This is a genomic window from Cupriavidus sp. H19C3, from assembly GCF_049393815.1.
Lineage (GTDB): Bacteria > Pseudomonadota > Gammaproteobacteria > Burkholderiales > Burkholderiaceae > Cupriavidus.
Window position 1 is genome coordinate 1,144,572 of sequence record NZ_CP184986.1, and the last position, 14,135, is coordinate 1,158,706.

The 14,135-nt window shown below is 65.1% G+C and carries 13 protein-coding genes; 10 read left to right on the forward strand and 3 right to left on the reverse strand.

Annotated elements, in window-relative coordinates; translation table 11 throughout:
• Positions 1–85: 85 nt before the first annotated feature.
• The 5 genes from DFLDMN_RS24730 to DFLDMN_RS24750 all read left to right on the forward strand — a co-directional run bounded on the left by DFLDMN_RS24730 (position 86) and on the right by DFLDMN_RS24750 (position 5,552).
• Complete coding sequence (locus DFLDMN_RS24730; RefSeq protein ID WP_423200556.1) at positions 86–739, forward strand: nitroreductase; 654 nt, start codon at positions 86–88, stop codon at positions 737–739.
• 48 nt (positions 740–787) lie between these two features.
• On the forward strand, positions 788–2,161 hold the full coding sequence (locus DFLDMN_RS24735; RefSeq protein ID WP_423200410.1) for a mandelate racemase/muconate lactonizing enzyme family protein: 1,374 nt from the start codon (positions 788–790) through the stop codon (positions 2,159–2,161).
• 136 nt (positions 2,162–2,297) lie between these two features.
• Complete coding sequence (locus DFLDMN_RS24740; RefSeq protein ID WP_423200411.1) at positions 2,298–3,635, forward strand: MFS transporter; 1,338 nt, start codon at positions 2,298–2,300, stop codon at positions 3,633–3,635.
• Positions 3,636–3,701: 66 nt separating this feature from the next.
• Entirely contained in the window at positions 3,702–4,631 is a 930-nt protein-coding gene (locus DFLDMN_RS24745) for a 2-dehydropantoate 2-reductase (RefSeq protein ID WP_423200412.1), read from the forward strand.
• A 240-nt stretch (positions 4,632–4,871) separates the two neighbouring features.
• On the forward strand, positions 4,872–5,552 hold the full coding sequence (locus DFLDMN_RS24750) for a GntR family transcriptional regulator (RefSeq protein WP_423200413.1): 681 nt from the start codon (positions 4,872–4,874) through the stop codon (positions 5,550–5,552).
• 108 nt (positions 5,553–5,660) lie between these two features.
• Here the strand turns inward: DFLDMN_RS24750 and DFLDMN_RS24755 are convergent, their stop codons facing one another.
• The gene (locus tag DFLDMN_RS24755; protein ID WP_423200414.1) at positions 5,661–6,560 is read right to left on the reverse strand and encodes an N-acyl homoserine lactonase family protein; all 900 of its coding nucleotides are present in this window, start codon (positions 6,558–6,560) and stop codon (positions 5,661–5,663) included.
• Between the two features lie 87 nt (positions 6,561–6,647).
• Complete coding sequence (locus DFLDMN_RS24760) at positions 6,648–7,049, reverse strand: cupin domain-containing protein (RefSeq protein WP_423200415.1); 402 nt, start codon at positions 7,047–7,049, stop codon at positions 6,648–6,650.
• Between the two features lie 527 nt (positions 7,050–7,576).
• Here DFLDMN_RS24760 and rnk point away from each other — a divergent pair.
• The 5 genes from rnk to DFLDMN_RS24785 all read left to right on the forward strand — a co-directional run bounded on the left by rnk (position 7,577) and on the right by DFLDMN_RS24785 (position 12,213).
• Positions 7,577–7,993, forward strand: coding sequence for a nucleoside diphosphate kinase regulator (gene rnk / locus DFLDMN_RS24765; protein ID WP_423200416.1), 417 nt, complete (start codon positions 7,577–7,579; stop codon positions 7,991–7,993).
• Positions 7,994–8,130: 137 nt separating this feature from the next.
• Complete coding sequence (locus DFLDMN_RS24770) at positions 8,131–9,069, forward strand: LysR family transcriptional regulator (protein ID WP_423200417.1); 939 nt, start codon at positions 8,131–8,133, stop codon at positions 9,067–9,069.
• Positions 9,070–9,126: 57 nt separating this feature from the next.
• Positions 9,127–10,092: a Bug family tripartite tricarboxylate transporter substrate binding protein gene (locus tag DFLDMN_RS24775; protein WP_423200557.1), complete on the forward strand. Its 966-nt coding sequence runs from the start codon at positions 9,127–9,129 to the stop codon at positions 10,090–10,092.
• A gap of 76 nt (positions 10,093–10,168) precedes the next feature.
• Entirely contained in the window at positions 10,169–11,404 is a 1,236-nt protein-coding gene (locus DFLDMN_RS24780) for a CaiB/BaiF CoA transferase family protein (protein WP_423200418.1), read from the forward strand.
• Entirely contained in the window at positions 11,401–12,213 is an 813-nt protein-coding gene (locus tag DFLDMN_RS24785; RefSeq protein ID WP_423200419.1) for an enoyl-CoA hydratase/isomerase family protein, read from the forward strand. Before DFLDMN_RS24780 ends, DFLDMN_RS24785 begins: the two co-directional genes overlap by 4 nt.
• Before the next feature lie 201 nt (positions 12,214–12,414).
• On the opposite strand, the gene DFLDMN_RS24790 is transcribed toward DFLDMN_RS24785, so the two are convergent.
• Positions 12,415–13,845 carry an alpha/beta hydrolase family protein gene (locus DFLDMN_RS24790; RefSeq protein ID WP_423200420.1) on the reverse strand — a complete coding sequence of 477 codons (1,431 nt, stop codon included), beginning with the start codon at positions 13,843–13,845 and terminating at the stop codon, positions 12,415–12,417.
• Positions 13,846–14,135 lie beyond the last annotated feature (290 nt).

Sequence of the window (14,135 nt, forward strand, 5' to 3'; positions counted from 1 at the left end):
AATGGAGACAACGCATGCGCAGACAACGATGCAAACCAATGGGGGCGCGCCTGAACGCGAGGCGGCGGCACTGGTGGCGGCCACCATGCGCGAGCGGCGCAGCAAGCGCGCGTTTCTGAACACGCCCGTGCCGATGGCCACGGTGCGCCGCATCCTCTCGGCGGCAAGCCATGCGCCGAGTTCGAGCAATACGCAGCCCTGGCGCTGCTACGTGGTCACCGGTGAGGCGCGGCAACGCATCACCGACGCCGCGGTCGCCGCCTATCGCGCGAACCCCGAAACGCTGCCGCTGCAATACCCGTTCTTTCCCAAGGACCTGCCGGCACCCTTCAAGACACGCTTCCATACGTTCCGCGGCATGCTTGGCGATGCGCAGGGGGTCGAGCGCAGCGATATCGTCGGACGCCGGCGCGACGTCGAGCGCCAGTTCCGCTTCTTCGATGCGCCGGTCGGCCTGATCTTCACGATGGATCGCCGCCTCGAATGGGCGAGCTTTCTCTGCTACGGCTGCTTCCTCCAGAACATCATGCTGGCGGCGAAGGCCGAGGGCCTGGACACCTGCCCGCAGCAGATCTGGTGGCTGCAGGCCGCGGTGCTCCATGGCGAGCTCGGTATCCCCGACGGCGAGATGGTGATCGCGGGGATGTCGCTCGGCCATGCCGACAACCGCGTACCGGAGAACAACATGTCGCTTGCCAAGCTCGAGCTGGACGAATTCGTGTCGTTTATCGACGCGTAGCCGTACCTCGCCGGGCCACAACGCCCTCGTGCGATCCGCGCCGGGGGCGTGAGCGACGCGCCCGGCCCGCTCGCGCCCCTCCCCGAGTCGGCGCTCCCCCTCGCCTGCCACCCTCGGGTTTACCTGAGTTGCCCCGGCCTGAACGGCCGCATAAATTTCTTGTTAATTGTTAACAATCAATTGTTATCACACAGCAGAAGCGCGATTCGGCAACAAGTCTGGCGAGGAAACATGCGTATTGAGCACTTTGAGACCATCTCCTGCGACGCGGGATGGCGGAATTACTACTTTCTGAAGGTCGTCACGTCGGACGGCACCGTCGGCTGGAGCGAGTACGACGAATCCTTCGGGCCGCCCGGGCTGACGGCGGTGATCGAGCAACTGGGCGCGCGCCTGATCGGCAAGTCGGTGTACGACCACGAAGAAGCTTATGGGCGGCTCGCGGCTTCGCTGCGCCCGGCGCCCTACGGACTCAGCGCCGAGGCGATCGGCGCCATCGAGAATGCCCTGCTCGATGCCAAGGCCAAGTCGCTCGGGCTACCGGTCTATCAGTTGCTCGGCGGCAAGCACCGGGACAGCGTGCCGATCTACTGGTCTCACTGCGCCACCTGGCGCATCAGCCATCCGCAGCTCTATCCCCCGGCGATCGTCGATCTCGATGGCGTCAGGCAAGCGGGCGAGGACGCGCGCAAGTCCGGCATCGCCGCGCTCAAGACCAATCTGTTTATCAATGAACGCGGCAAGCCGCGTCAGTGGATGGCCGGCTTCGGCTCACCGTACGCGCCATCGCTCAACGTGGACAAGGCGCTGCTGCGCAACCTGCGTGCGCACCTGGAGGCGCTGCGCGATGGGGCCGGTCCCGATGTCGATATCCTGGTGGACCTGAACTTCAACGCGCGCACCGAGGGATACCTGTCGCTGATCAACGCGATCAAGGACTTCGGTCTGTTCTGGGTCGAGCTCGACATCTACAATCCGGCCGCCATGGCGTATATCCGCCAGCGCAGCCACGCGCCAATCGCCGCGTGCGAAACGCTGTTCGGCGTGCGTCAGTTCCTGCCCTATTTCCAGGCACAGTCGATGGATGTGGCGATTGTCGATGCGGTGTGGAACGGTGTTTGGCAGGCAATGAAGATCGCCAACGTCGCCGATGCGTTCGACGTCAATATCGCGCCACATAATTTCTACAGCCACCTGTCGACGATGATGAATGTCCATTTCGCGGCGGCGGTACCCAACCTGCGCGTGATGGAAGTGGATGTCGACCGCCTGGCCTGGGACGACGAACTGTTTACCCGCACACCGCAGATCGAGCGCGGCGGCATCCTCGTGCCGGATGCACCCGGCTGGGGCTGCGAGCCCATCGAGGCGGCGTTGCGCGCGCACCCCCCGCAGGTTCGTCGCAGCCATCTCGGCCTGTAGGCGACAGGCCTGGAGCACAGTCCCCGCACCCCACTTCCACCTGCTTCCGGGAGAGGCCGAGACCGTCGCCCGCGCGCGACCGGACGCCTTCCGGGAGCCATACCTATTGCCATCATTCCCTGGCTGGAGCCGCATCATGACGACAGTTTCCACTCCCGACGCACGGCAGCGCGCCGTGCCCTCGCACGCGGGAGACGAAGTTCGGCGTACCTACGCCAAGGTCACACTGCGCATTATCCCGTTCCTCTTTATCTGCTACGTGTTCGCCTACCTGGACCGCGTCAACATCGGCTTTGCCGCGCTGCAGATGAAGCAGGATCTCTCGTTTTCGGATGCGGTCTACGGTCTGGGCGCCGGCATCTTCTTTCTCGGTTACTTCCTGTTCGAAGTACCCAGCAACCTCCTGCTGGAAAAGATCGGCGCGCGCAAGACGCTGATGCGGATCATGGTGGTGTGGGGCTGCATCTCGGCGAGCTTCGCGGTGATCACCACGCCCATGCAGTTCTACGTTGCCCGCTTTCTGCTCGGCGCCTTCGAAGCGGGCTTCTTTCCCGGCATCGTGCTGTACCTGACGTACTGGTATCCGCCAGCGATGCGCGGCAAGATCATTACGTTGTTCATGTCGGCCATTGCGGTATCGGGGGTAATTGGCGGGCCGCTGTCGGGCTGGATCATGGCGCACCTGAGCGGCGCCTCCGGCCTGGCTGGGTGGCAATGGCTATTTCTCATCGAGGCGGTGCCCTCGATCATCCTGGGCGTGCTCGTCATGTTCGTCCTCTCGGACAAACCCGCCGATGCGCGCTGGCTCACCGCCCGGGAGAAAGCGCTCGTGGTTCACGAAGTGGGCGGCATTGCCGCGCACGGTCATGGCCATTCCTTTATGCAGACACTGCGCGACCCGCGCCTGTACGCGCTGTCGATGATCTACTTCACGATTGCCGCCGGTCTGTACATCATCAGCTTCTGGCTGCCTGAGATGGTGCGCGGCTTTCACGTGACCGACCCGTTCCGGATTGGCGTCCTGACCGCCATTCCCTACGTGGTCGCCTGCGTCGGCATGGTGCTCGTCGGCAAGCATTCGGACAAGACCGGCGAGCGCCGCTGGCATGTGGCGCTCGGCATGATCGTTGCCGCCCTGGGCCTGGTCGCCGTGACGTTTGTCCATGGCAGCCTGGTGGTCGCCCTGTTGGTGTTTTCGATCACCACGGTCGGGATCCTGACCGCCATGCCGCTGTTCTGGACCATCCCCACCTCCTATCTTTCCTCGTCCGGCGCGGCGGGTGGCATCGCCGTCATCAACAGTATCGGACTGATTGGCGGTTTTGCCAGCCCTTCCGTGCTGGGCTGGGTCAAGGTCACCACGGGTTCGCTCGATAACGGCTTGTACACGTTTGCGCTGGCGCTGGTGCTGGGTGCAATCCTGCTGCTTGCGGCCATGCCGCGCCGGTTGCTGCAAGGAAACCCGCGCCATTGAGACCGGCGAGGCTGGCAAAAGCGCCCGGGGTTCATGTGCCGGGCGCACTCACTTCATGGAGACATCATGCGAATTCTGGTTCTGGGCGCCGGCGCGATCGGCGGCTACTATGGGGGCCGGCTGGCCGAGCAAGGGGCAGACGTGACCTTTCTCGTGCGCGCCGGCCGGCGTGCCGTACTCGAACGCGACGGCTTGCATATCCGCAGCCAGTACGGCGATTACCATGCGCCGGTAAAGACCGTGACGCAGGCGGAACTGGCGGGCCAATGGGACATCGTGCTGCTGACCAGCAAGGCCTATGACCTGGACGCCGCCATCGAGGCGATTCGCCCGGCGGTGGGCCCCGATACCGCGGTGTTGCCGCTGCTCAATGGCCTTGCCCATCTCGACAAGCTCAACGCAACGTTCGGTGCCGGGCGGGTGCTCGGCGGCCTGGCGAAGATCATCGTCACGCTCGGCCCGGACGGCACGGTCGACCATCTGAACGACTGGTGCTATATCAAGTTTGGCGAACAGTCGGGCGTGACGAGCGAGCGGGTGCTGGCGTTGCAGCGGGCCTTTCCGGCCCGGAGCGTGGTCGCGAGTGCCGTGCCCGACATCATGCATAACCTCTGGGAGAAGTTCGTCCATCTGGCGACGGTGGCTACCGTCACGACGCTCCTGCGCGCCAGCGTCGGTGAAATCGCCCAGGTGCCGGGCGGCACCGAGCTCTTCCAACATGTGCTCGCGCTCCACGCCGAGGTGGCCGCGCGCGAAGGCTATCCGATGAGCGACGCGTTCCTGGCCGAATATCGCCAGTTGTTCGCCAACCGGGCATCGGCCTATGTCCCGTCGATTCTGCGTGACCTGGAGCGGAAGTCGGCGATCGAGGGCGAACACATCGTCGGATATATGCTCGCCCGCATCCGTGCGCATGGGCTCGACGACACCGTCCACCGGTTGTGCTGGCTCGGCCTGCAGGCCTACGAGGTGCGGCGCGCGGCGGGACGACTCTAGGGTTGCGTTTCCTGGTTCCCTGCTTCTTTTGCCTTTCGCGTTGCATCCGGTCAGGACCGACCAGGCGCGGGCATTCTTGGGGAAGGCACGCCGTGGGTCGTGCAGCGGCTATTCGTTAACGCCTCACCATTATCAATGCCGGCAGGAGCGGTATCATGCCAGGCATCCGACCCCGTTTCGGCAGCAGACGCGGCCCCCGCCTCCCCTTCCGGCGGCGCGCCCGTCCGCGGCTACGCCAATATGAGTACTCGCATCGAAATCGACAAACGCAGTCTGGACCGGCAGGCCGCGGACTGGATCCGGGACGCCATTTTCTCCGGCGACCTCGCGCCTGGCTCCCGACTTACCGAGATTGCGCTCGCCAGGCAGATCGGCCTGTCACGCTCGACGGTTCGCGCGGGCATGCAACGGCTGGCGAGTGAAGGTCTCCTGATCCAGCACGCCTATACCGGATGGGAAGTCGTCTCGCTTTCCGCGGAAGACGCGTGGGAGCTCTATACGCTGCGCAGCAATCTGGAAGGCATGGCGGCACGCCTGGCTGCCGCCAATATTGACGATGCCGGGCGCCAGCGCCTGCGCGCGGCATTGGCGGAGCTCAAAGCCGCGATCGCGGATATGGACCGGCGCCGCATCGCCGAGGCCGACCTTGCCTTTCACAAGACTGTGGTTGCGCTGTCCGGCCATCGCCGACTGATCGTCCAGTACGGGCTGATCAGCGATCCGGTCATGCTGTACATCCTCATGACGACCAAACTGATGGCGTACTCCGACGCCATCTATGCCGAGCACGAGCATATGGCGGCAGCCATCCTGCAGGGCGATACGGCCGAGGCCGAGAAGCTTGCCCACGACTATGCGCAGATGCATGGCGAGCGACTGGTCAAGGTGCTGCGGACGCAAGGCGAGGCGCAGGCGGTGTGAGCCGGGCCCGGATCGGACGGAGGGCGCGGCGAGGGGGAATGCCGCGTCTGCACGACTCGATCACGCTGGCGCGCCGCCCAGGCCAGCTGGGGCCCGGGCAGGCACGGTTCAATCGTAGTACGCGGGGAGCAGCTTCAGCGCGTCGGTCTGATGCTTGTCATGATTGATAAAGAAGATGGCCTTGTAGGTCTTCATCAGTTGCCTGACCTTCTCCATCGACTGCACCGACGCCGTGCTGTCCGTATTCAGGGACGGCACGATGCCGTTCTCGAAGTTCTCTTCCAGGTGGGCGACGTCGCCGGACAGGATGACATAACCGGTGTGCTTGAGATGCACGAGCAGCGACTGGCTGCCCGGGGTGTGTCCCGGCGTGGCCACCAGCGTCACGCTGCCGTCACCAAAGACATCGGTATCGCCATCCACGAGCTGCAGGCCCTTGGGCGTACCCATGAGCTTGCGCGCTAGCGCCATGAGCTGGTTGACGTTCTCGTTCTTGCCGTCGGGAGAATGGATCCATTGATACTCGGCGCGCTGCATCAGAATCCTGGCATGCGGGAAAAGGCTCACATTGCCGATATGGTCGCCATGGGTATGGGAAAGCGCCACGCGACCGATATCGTCCGGCTTGAGGCCGAGTTCGCCAAGCTGCCCGGTCAGGGTCTTGTCCAGGTGATAGACGATCAGTCTCGGCAGCGTCGACCAGCCCTTGGGGTCGTTGTGGGCCGACTCGGGGACACCGGTATCCCACAGCAACCATTGGTTGCCATGCTTCACCAGCCAGCAGGTCGAGGAGAACTCGATGCGCTTGCCGACGTTCTGCCCCGGCGTCCACACCGACTCGTCGTTAGCCACCGAGCGGCCGCAGTCCACGCGGTACAGCTTGTCGGCCACACCGGCCCTGGCGGGGTCCGGCAGCCCGGCGCCCGCATGTGCATGCGCCGCACCGTCCAGCAGAAACAGGAGCGACATCGCGACCGACGTCACCGCCACCTTGGTATGCCTCAACATTGACACTTCTCCTTTTGAAAAGCCGAACAACCATTGCCGCCGCACGCGTCGCGCAGGCGGCGGCATCCAGCAGTCACCGCCCTGATATCAAGGCGCACGCAGTACCAGTGGCTTGTCCTTGCGAACAACATAGTGGGCGATGGCCTTGAACCGCCCCGTGCCGGTGTTACAGACGACATGCATTTCCTCCGGCCCGAAGTGCAGCGGCTTGCCCGCGCCGAGCGGCAGATCCGGCTTGCCGTCGAACTTGGCCACCGCCTCGCCCTCGAGTACATAGGCGCTCTCGATACCGGGATGCGCATGGCGCGCCGTGCATTGCCCCGGCTCGAGTTCGGCGATCACGGCCACGGTCTGGTAGCCCGCCGGAAAATCGATGGTCTGCAAGGGCATCCGCGTCTGCGCCGTGGCTGGCGTGACCGCGGTGACCGCTGTGGCCAGCAGCATCGCGACGGGGGACAGCCATGTCAGAACTCGGGTCGTGCGCTTCATCCTGTCTTCTCCTTGGTAAAGTTTTTTCTTGCCGATGGCTCAAGGCTATGGCCAATCCGCTATCGCGTGAACTGAATTATCAAGATATCTGCAATCACTTTTCTTGATATGCCGCGAACCACGCTTGGCGCGCGTTGCGATACCGGTGCGCCGACTGTGCTAGCATGGCCGCTACCCTGTTTCCATCACCGCCATTCGCTCATGTGCGCTCGCCAACCGCTGCCGAACTCCGCCGCTCGCCTTGTGCGAACGTGGGCGGCATGCGGCCGTGCCGAGGCTGCCGCACGCCTGCGGGTCAAGGCTCCGCTTGCCCCAGCCCGGTCCCGGACATGATTGGCCCCGCCTAGGGGTGCAGACCGGACCGGGCACTCGTCAGCAATCTTCCCGGTAATTCTTCCCGGTAATTCTTTACGGCAGTTCTTCCCGGCAGTTCCGCGCCGAAATGCCGGCCGCTTATCTTGAGTCTTTGCAACGCCGGACCTCGATGTCCGCGCGCGGCGCCATGCGCTTGTCCGCAGGAGATACCCATGTCGACCACCCCGACCGCACCCACGCTCTATCTGACGGAGCTGGACGTTACCCGCCTGGAACGCCTCGCCAGCCGTGGCGGCGTTCCTCATATGCTCGAACTGCTCGACGACCTGCTGGCGCGCGCCACCATCGTCGAACCGCGCGAGATTCCCCGCGATATCGTCACCATGAATTCGCGCTTCACCTGCCTGCTGGAAGGCGAGGCCGCGCCGCGCGAGTGGACCCTCGTCTATCCCGACGCCGCCGACTACGATGCCGGCTGCATCTCGGTGCTGTCACCCGCCGGCAGCTCGCTGCTGGGCGTGCATGCGGGTCAGACCGTGCAGTTCCAGCAACCGGACGGCCGCGCCCAACAGATCGCGGTCAAGGAGATCACCTACCAGCCCGAAGCACATGGGCAATTCACGCTCTGAGCGAGCGCCCGGCGCCCCAGGCGCTCATGGGAGTCCTCATGGGAGTCATTGCCCTGGCCTGACTGAAGACGCGCGGTAAAATTGCGCGGCTTCCGATCCTGGACGATATCCCTCTCACGCGCACGTCACCCATTGCGATGTCATCGAACCAACGCGCCTCGCGGCTTCATTTCGACCTGACCACGGTGCAACTCTTTATTGCCGTGGCCGACATGGGCAGCATTACGCGCGGCGCGGAGCGCCTGCATCTGGCGCCGGCGGCGGCATCGCGGCGCATACTGGAACTGGAATCGCAGCTGGGGGTCTCGCTGTTCGAGCGGCTGCCGCATGGCATGGCGGTCACCGAGGCCGGCGGCGCGCTGCTGGCGCACGCGCGCGGCATCAGCCACACCGTGCAGCGCATGCAGGACGATGCGGCCTCGTATGTCGGCGGCGTGCTGGGCGTGGTCCGGATTGCCGCGCCCAAGTCCGCGGTCATCCAGTTTCTGCCGGCGGATATCCAGCGCTGCGCGGCCGAATGTCCGGGCATTCGCATCGATCTGCAGGAAATGAACAGCGAAGAGGTCCAGCAATCGCTGCGCCGTGGCATGGCCGACCTGGGCATCTACGACGGTGGCCTGGGCGTGGTCGATCTGCCGACGGCGCCTTACCGGTCGGACCGGCTCGTGCTGGTGGTGGCCGGCAACCATGCCTTGGCGCGCCGCAAGCAGGTAGCGCTGGAGGACGTGTTCGACTGCGACCTGATCGCGCTCAGTGCGAGTTCGGCCATCTCCATCATGCTGGAGCGGCTGGCGGCCGAAGCCGGACGGACGTTGCGCATGCGCATGCGGGTCGAGGGCTTCGACAGCATCGCGGCGCTGGTCGCCGAGAATCTGGGCGCGGGCGTCATGCCGGAGGCGATCGCCAGGAAGGTGGCGGCGGGCTCCCGCTACGTTCGCATCGCGATCGGCGAGCCGTGGGCGGAGCGGCGCTTCGTCCTGTGCCACCGCCCGCACGGCGAGCTGTCCTCGGCCGCCCACGCGGTTCTGCGGGTGCTTGCGCAAAAGGCGAAACCAGACTTACCCAAACAGCGATAGCCTTCCACAGGCGCTTTGCACATCATGGTCTCCATAACAAGGACTACGGAGACAATGATGCAACGCAGACACTTTATGCTGGGTGCGGTAGCCGGGCTGGCGATGCCGGGCCTGCTACGCGCTGCCGAGATGGCGGGCCCGGTCCGGATCCTGGTCGGCTTTGCGCCCGGCGGCGGCACCGACGTGCTGGCCCGCGTGCTCGGCAACAAGCTCACCCAGATGTGGAACACCAGCGTGGTGGTCGAGAACAAGCCGGGCGCCTCGGGCTCGATCGCTGCCGCCTACGTCGCCAAGCAGCCGCCCGACGGCACCACCCTGCTGATGGCGCACGTCAACAGCCATGCCATCGCCCCGGCGATGCTCGACGTCAAGTACAACCCGCGCGCGGACTTCTCGCCCATCGCGATGGTCGGCGTCACGCCCAATATGCTGACCTGCCGCGCCGAGCAGAAGGTCAGGACGGTCGCGGACGTGGTGGCGCTGTGCCGCCAGCGCCCGGGCAAGATCTCGTTCGGCTCGTCGGGCATCGGCTCCTCGCAGCATCTGGCGCTCGAACTGTTCCGCATGCAGGCCAGGATCGACGTGGTGCACGTGCCCTACAAGGGATCGGGTCCGCTCGTGGCCGACCTGCTGGGCGGACAGATCGACTACGCGTTCGACACCATGACCGCGGCCACGCCGTTTATCCAGCAGGACAAGGTCATCGCCATCGCGCAAACGCGCCTGAAGCGCGCGGTGGCATACCCGAACGTGCCGACGCTGGCGGAATCGGGCTTCCCGGGGCTCGACGCGGCCTCCTGGTATGGTCTGGTCGGCCCCAAGGGCATGTCGCCCGCGCTGGTGCAGCGCATGAACGCCGACGTCAACCGCGTGCTGGCGATGCCCGATGTGGTCGAACGCCTCAAGGGCTTTGGCGCGGAAGATTCCGGTGGCTCCAGCCAGCAGTTCGGCGACTTTATCGCCTCGGAGTCCACCAAATGGGGCAAGGTCGTGAAGGATGCCAACGTGAAGGCGGAAGGCTGACCCCCGCGACCATCCTGGCGCCGGACACCAGGGCGCCAACCACCACAGCGATCCGATACTCCCGCAGGACAAGACAATGAGCGAAGCGCGCGACTCCCAGGCACAGCGCAGTGCCACCCCTTTGCCTCTGGCTGGCGTACGCGTCCTGGATGTGACCCAGGTCATGGCGGGACCCTACGCCTGCATGCTGCTGGCCGACCTCGGCGCCGACGTGATCAAGATCGAGCCGCCCAAGGGCGGCGACCAGACCCGTGGCGCGATGGGGTTCAAGATGAAGGGCCCGGACAGCATGGGCTTTCTCAATATGAATCGCAACAAGCGCAGCATCACGCTCGATCTCAAGACGGATGCGGCGCGCGAGGTGTTCCTGCGGCTGGTAAAGACCGCGGACATCCTCGTCGAGAACTATCGCCCGGGCGTGATGAAGCGGCTGGGGATCGACTACGACACGCTGCGGGAGATCAACCCGAAGCTGGTCTATTGCAGCATCTCCGGCTTTGGCCAGTCCGGCCCATGGGCCACGCGCCCGGGTTTCGACCTGATGGCCCAGGCCATGTCGGGCGTGATGAGCGTGACCGGCTATCCAGGCGGCGCGCCGGTGAAAGCCGGGGTCCCGGTCGCCGATATCGGCTGCGCGCTGTTTGCAACCTACGGCATGCTGTCGGCCTATATCGGTGCCAAGGCAACCGGCAAGGGCCAGTACGTCGATGCGTCGCTGTTCGACTCCGCGCTCGCGTTCTCGATCTGGGACACTTCGGAATACTGGGGCACCGGGCGCGAGCCCGAGCCGCTGGGCACCTCCAATCGCATGAGCGCGCCCTATCAGGCGGTCAAGGCAGCCGACGGCTACTTCGTGATGGGCGCGACCAACCAGAAGCTCTGGCAGCTGCTGTGCAACACGCTCGCGCGGCCGGACCTGCTCGACGACGAGCGCTTCAGCACCGTGGCCCTGCGCCTGGCCAACCGCGACGAACTGATCTCGGCGCTCGAGCAGAGCTTTGCCGCGGATACCTGCGACCGCTGGATCGAACGCCTGCTGGAGGCCGGCATTCCGGCCGGGCCGATCCTGACGTATCCTCAGGCTTTCGACAGCGAGCACGGCCGGCACCGTCAGATGCGCATCGAGATCGATCACCCGATCGAAGGCAAGGTGCCGAACATCGGCTTCGCCGTCAAAATGGGCGGTACCCCGCAACAGGTACGGCGACACCCGCCGCTGCTGGGCGAGCATACCGGCGAGGTACTGGACGAACTCGGACTCTCGAAAGACGAACAGGAGTCGCTGGCCCATGCCGGCGCATTTGGCGAATGACAGAACCATCGGCACCAGGACAAGTCGTCCTCTCGCGGCAAGGGGCGGTCGCCTTTATCACGATCGACCGCCCGGCGGCACGCAACGCGATGACATGGGGCATGTACGAGCAACTTGCCGCGCATTGCCGCGCGCTGGGGGCCGCAGCCGCCGACCCGTCCGCCCTCCCCGACCTCCCGCGGGTAGTGGTGGTGCGTGGCGCCGGCGGGGAAGCCTTTGTCGCCGGCAGCGACATCGCGCAGTTTCAGCAGTTCGCGGGCGGCGACGATGGCATTGCCTACGAGGCACGTATCGATGAAGGCATCCGGCTGCTCGAACAGTTGCCGATGCCGACCGTGGCCGTGGTGGATGGCTGGGCCGTCGGCGGTGGCCTGGCCATCGCCACCGCCTGCGACTTTCGCATCGCCACGCCCAGGGCCCGCTTCGGGGTGCCGATCGCCAAAACGCTCGGCAATACGCTGTCGGCCGAGAACCTGGCCAAGCTGCGCGCCGCCTGGGGCCTGCAACCGGTCCGGCGCATGCTGTTGCTGGCGCAGATTCTCGATGCCGGCACGGCGCTGGCCTGCGGTTTTCTGCATGGCGTGTACGAACCGGAAGCCCTCGACGCGCAGGTGGCCGCCTTGTGCGACCAGCTTGGGGCGCTGGCCCCGGTCACGCAGCGCGTGGCCAAGGAAGCCCTGCGCCGCCAGACCGTGGCGGCGGTGGCGGACACCGACGATCTGGTGCGGGACTGCTACGCCAGCGAGGACTTTCGCGAAGGGGTCGATGCGTTCGTGAACCGGCGCCCGCCGGTGTGGAAGGGACGCTAGCCACGAGCGTGCCTGCGCTGCGTCGGCGTCCGGCGCCGGACAACGCCGGACCTGCGCCGGACCTGCGCGGTGGCGTCACCGCCAACCCGGGCCGGCCTGCAAGCGCAGCCCCTCCAATGCCATCATCGGTCTCGCCGCGGCGAAGTTTGAGGCCGACGCCGGGTGACGACTGCCATTGGCACCACCCGGCGGCACCATGGCTCAGATGGCCGGGCAGGTGCCTGTGCGCGGCGTACTCGAGAACCGGCAGCCGAAAGTCGGCTGGGCGACGGCCGCCGCGTCGAGGACATCGTCGCCGTCGGGCTTGATGCCGTTCTGCTCCCAGTTGACCATGGCCTGGAACGCATCCACCTGCTCCGCGTCGGTGAAGTCGCAATGGCTGACGCCGCGAATGGCACGTTGCACCAGCCACTGCGACGTCCCGGCCGCCAGCGCGCGGCGCTTGTAGATCTGCTCCATGCTGAACGGCACGTACATGTCGCCGAGCGTGTGCAGGGTGACCACCGGAACGCCGATGCGGGCATTGGTCTTGGGGAACCAGCGCAAGCCGTCGCGGCGCAGACGATTGGCCTCGGGGTCGGGCGTCAGCCGATAGGCCGCATCGTTGAAGACCTGTTCCACCGGCGACAGCGCAGGGTCGCTGTCGAACTGATAGACGATGTGGCGCGTATCGTAGCCGTCCCGGTTGAGGATCCCGTTGATGGTACCGTCGCGACCAAACGTGCCCCATGCGGTCGCCGTCATGCTGCCCGCAAAGCCTTCGTCGAACATCGGGCGCTCGCCGCCGGTGAGATGCTTGACGATGGCCTTGAGCTTGTCGCCTTGCGGCGTCGTCGCGGTCGGAAAGCTCGTGAACAGCGCGGCCTGGACCGTCGGCGCGATCTGCGCCCAGTTGGCCGCGGGCCAGCTCGTCACGGGCAGTCCAGCCAGCTGTTGTGCCGCGATCTGGTATGCCCCGAAATAATCGTAGAGCTCCGTATCACCGAGCACGCCGCACATCGGCACGGCGCCGTTGTACCTGACCTTGTGATTGGCGGTCTCCAGCGTTTCCGCATCGACCGCGGCCGCCGCAACGTGCCCGCCCATCGAGGTGCCGACGATATAGGTCCTGGACGGCGCGGACAGCACGCGGCCATTCTGGCGCGCGATATCGACAAACGCCAGGGCCAGGGCATTGGTGTCCTCGACGCCCGCGCGCACGTCATAGTAGTTGCGGGAAAAGCTCGACGCCGCCCACGCATACCCCTGTGCGACCAGATGCGCCCGAATGGTCGGGCTGGCACCCGTGAGCGCCGCGCCCGTGCCGGCATAGCCATGCGCGTACATCACCAGCATGCCATTCCAGTTGCGCGGGACTTCGATGCGATAACCCGCGCCCTCAAGCACGCCCCACCAGCGGTCGGTATCGGGTGTGGCAGCCAGTGCGGCAAAGGGCAGCGATGCCTCGTTGACAGTGAACACACGACTATCCTGTGCGCGAACCTCTTCCGGCTGCACCACCGGCGGATCGGGCTGCGATGAACCGCCACCAGGTGCGGCCGGTTGTTGCGCGACAGTGTCGTCGCCACCGCCGCAGCCGCCTAGCGCCAGCAGGCTCGCGCACGCGATTCCGATAAATGTACGGCTCCTCATGATGTCTCCCATGGTTTTATTGAGCGTTGTTTATATTTCGCGGGACGAAATATCGATTACCTATACCTTTACCTATATCTTTACCTATATCTTTACCTATACCTATACCTTTACCTCGATTATCTTCCGTGCGTCAGAATTTCCAGATCCATCAAAATAAAGGCAAAGCGACTTTAATCAAATCCCGGCAGTTTCCAAATAAAAAGAGCGAATGATTCCGCGCAGCGAAATTCGCACTGTCATTTCGTCAGACACCGGTACTGCACGCGCCTCCTTGCATCTGGCGATGC